General features: G+C 67.6%; 2 protein-coding genes. Both read left to right on the top strand.

Annotated elements, in window-relative coordinates:
* The coding region (locus tag ACFWUY_RS41460) for a hypothetical protein (RefSeq protein WP_384122169.1) at positions 1 to 390 on the top strand (390 nt) is incomplete at its 5' end.
* On the top strand, positions 387 to 1863 hold a 1477-nt coding region (locus ACFWUY_RS41455), incomplete at its 3' end, for a hypothetical protein (RefSeq protein ID WP_384122166.1). The genes ACFWUY_RS41460 and ACFWUY_RS41455, both read left to right, overlap by 4 nt.

Here is a 1863-nt window from a genome sequence, read left to right as displayed (position 1 = left end):
CTGTCCGACAGCCTGTCCGATCTGCGGGTCGCGTCCCGCGAGCGACTGCTGTCGGAGACCGAGTCCGAAAAGGCCGGCATATCTGAGGGATACGCCAGCCTCGAACAGCGCCACCGGTTGTCGATCGAGCACAACGCCGACCTGACCGACCGCAACGGGCAACTGACACGGCAGCTGGCGGCGTTGACCGCTGAGCGGGACCAGGCCCTCACCGACCGGGACAAGTTCCGCGGCGAGCGCGACGAGGCGGTGCAGAAGGTGGCGTCGATGACGCCCGCCAAAGCGCGGTTCGGCAGCCCGGAGCGCCAGGCGGTCAACGCGTTTGCCAACGCCAGCTCTTCGGCGAACGCGTTCAACGTCGAGACCGAGCGCGACGGGATGGAGCGATGAGCACCGACGACCTGGACGACCCGTTCATCGCCCGCTACGCCGACCGGGTGGTCTACGAGGACGAGGTGTTGTGGCGGGCCGACTTCGCCCGCGCGATGGACTACTACGACCGCGGTTTCGACGAAGACGCGAGGTTGCTGCCCCAAGCTCGCGCGATCGAGGCCCGATGGAGCAGCGACCTGGAGGTCGGGCCGCATTGGCGCGAGCTGACCGAGATGCACGACGCCTGGATTCAAGCTCCGGAAGCGATGAAGCGGGCGCACGAGGTGCTCATGCCGGGCGGATCGCAGCCGCCCGGCATGAGCGACACCCGGTGGTCATCGCACATGCAAGCACGAGAGATGACCGGCCACGGCGCCTGGCCCGGCTTCGAACCCACCTATTCGACAGACGTTTCCGAAAGGCACGAACCAATGACAAACACTACCGACCACGCCGACCAGGCCGACGAGTTCACCACCGAGTCCGACGCCGAGCAGCTGATGCGTCACGACTTCACCCACTGGGCTGCGGTCGGCTACCACCGCGACTCCGACGACTACGACCCTGCCGACGCCCTCGATCGCGACGAGTGGTCGTCGACCTGGGTCAACCACGCCGAGGATCGCTGGCTCGACGAATGGGTCACCCTGTCCGATGCCTACCTGGACTACCGGGATGATCCGGCTGCCGCCGCCGCGAAGCGAGCCCAGCTGGGCGATACTCTCGGCCCGGTCGAGGCCCGCAGCTGGGACCAGGCTCGTGATCTGGCCGTCAACGGCATCAGCCGAAACGACTGGGGCCTGCTCACCTCTGACTACGTGACCCGGATGCCCTACGAGCGGGCCGACGAGATCCGCGCCCAGCAGCGCACGCTCGCCGATGTGCAGCGTGAGCAGGCCGCGGAGCGTTCCGGACAGGACCGCGTCGTCGTCGTCGACCAGGTGTCGCTGCTTCCGGCGATGGAGGCCGCCCGCAACGACCAAGCTCTGCCCCAACGCACGCGGGACCGGATCGCGGAGTGGCAGTGGACACCCGAGCACTACCGCGACCACGGCGCCAGCGATTCCGAGGCGGTGATGCGCGCGGACTTCGGGTGGCGGGCGCAGATGCGCCAGGACGCCGACAGGCTGGCCACTTTCGACGAGCAGCGGCCGCTGTTGGACCGCTGCGACGAGATCGACCGCCGATGGTCGGCTGATCCGGAGCACCACGACAACTGGTGGGACCTCAAAGAGTCGCTGCGCAATTGGCGCCAGGCGCCCGATGACCTGGCCTCCGATGCCAACGAAGACCGGACACCGATCCAGGCCCGCACCTACGAGCAGACCCGCCAGATCTTCGAGGCCGAATGGGAAGCCACTGCCCGAGTTCCGTTTATGTCCAGCGATCAGGTCCGCTACTTCCCAGGGAACCCGGTGCCATCCTTCGGCGCCAGCGTCGCCGCACGAACCAGCTCCCTGAACGCGTTCTCCAACACCAGCGCGTCGGTGA

This window comes from Streptomyces sp. NPDC058664 (assembly GCF_042716635.1).
GTDB lineage: Bacteria > Actinomycetota > Actinomycetes > Streptomycetales > Streptomycetaceae > Streptomyces.
Note: the sequence above shows the minus strand (reverse complement) of the source record. Positions and strands in the feature narration are given on the sequence as shown.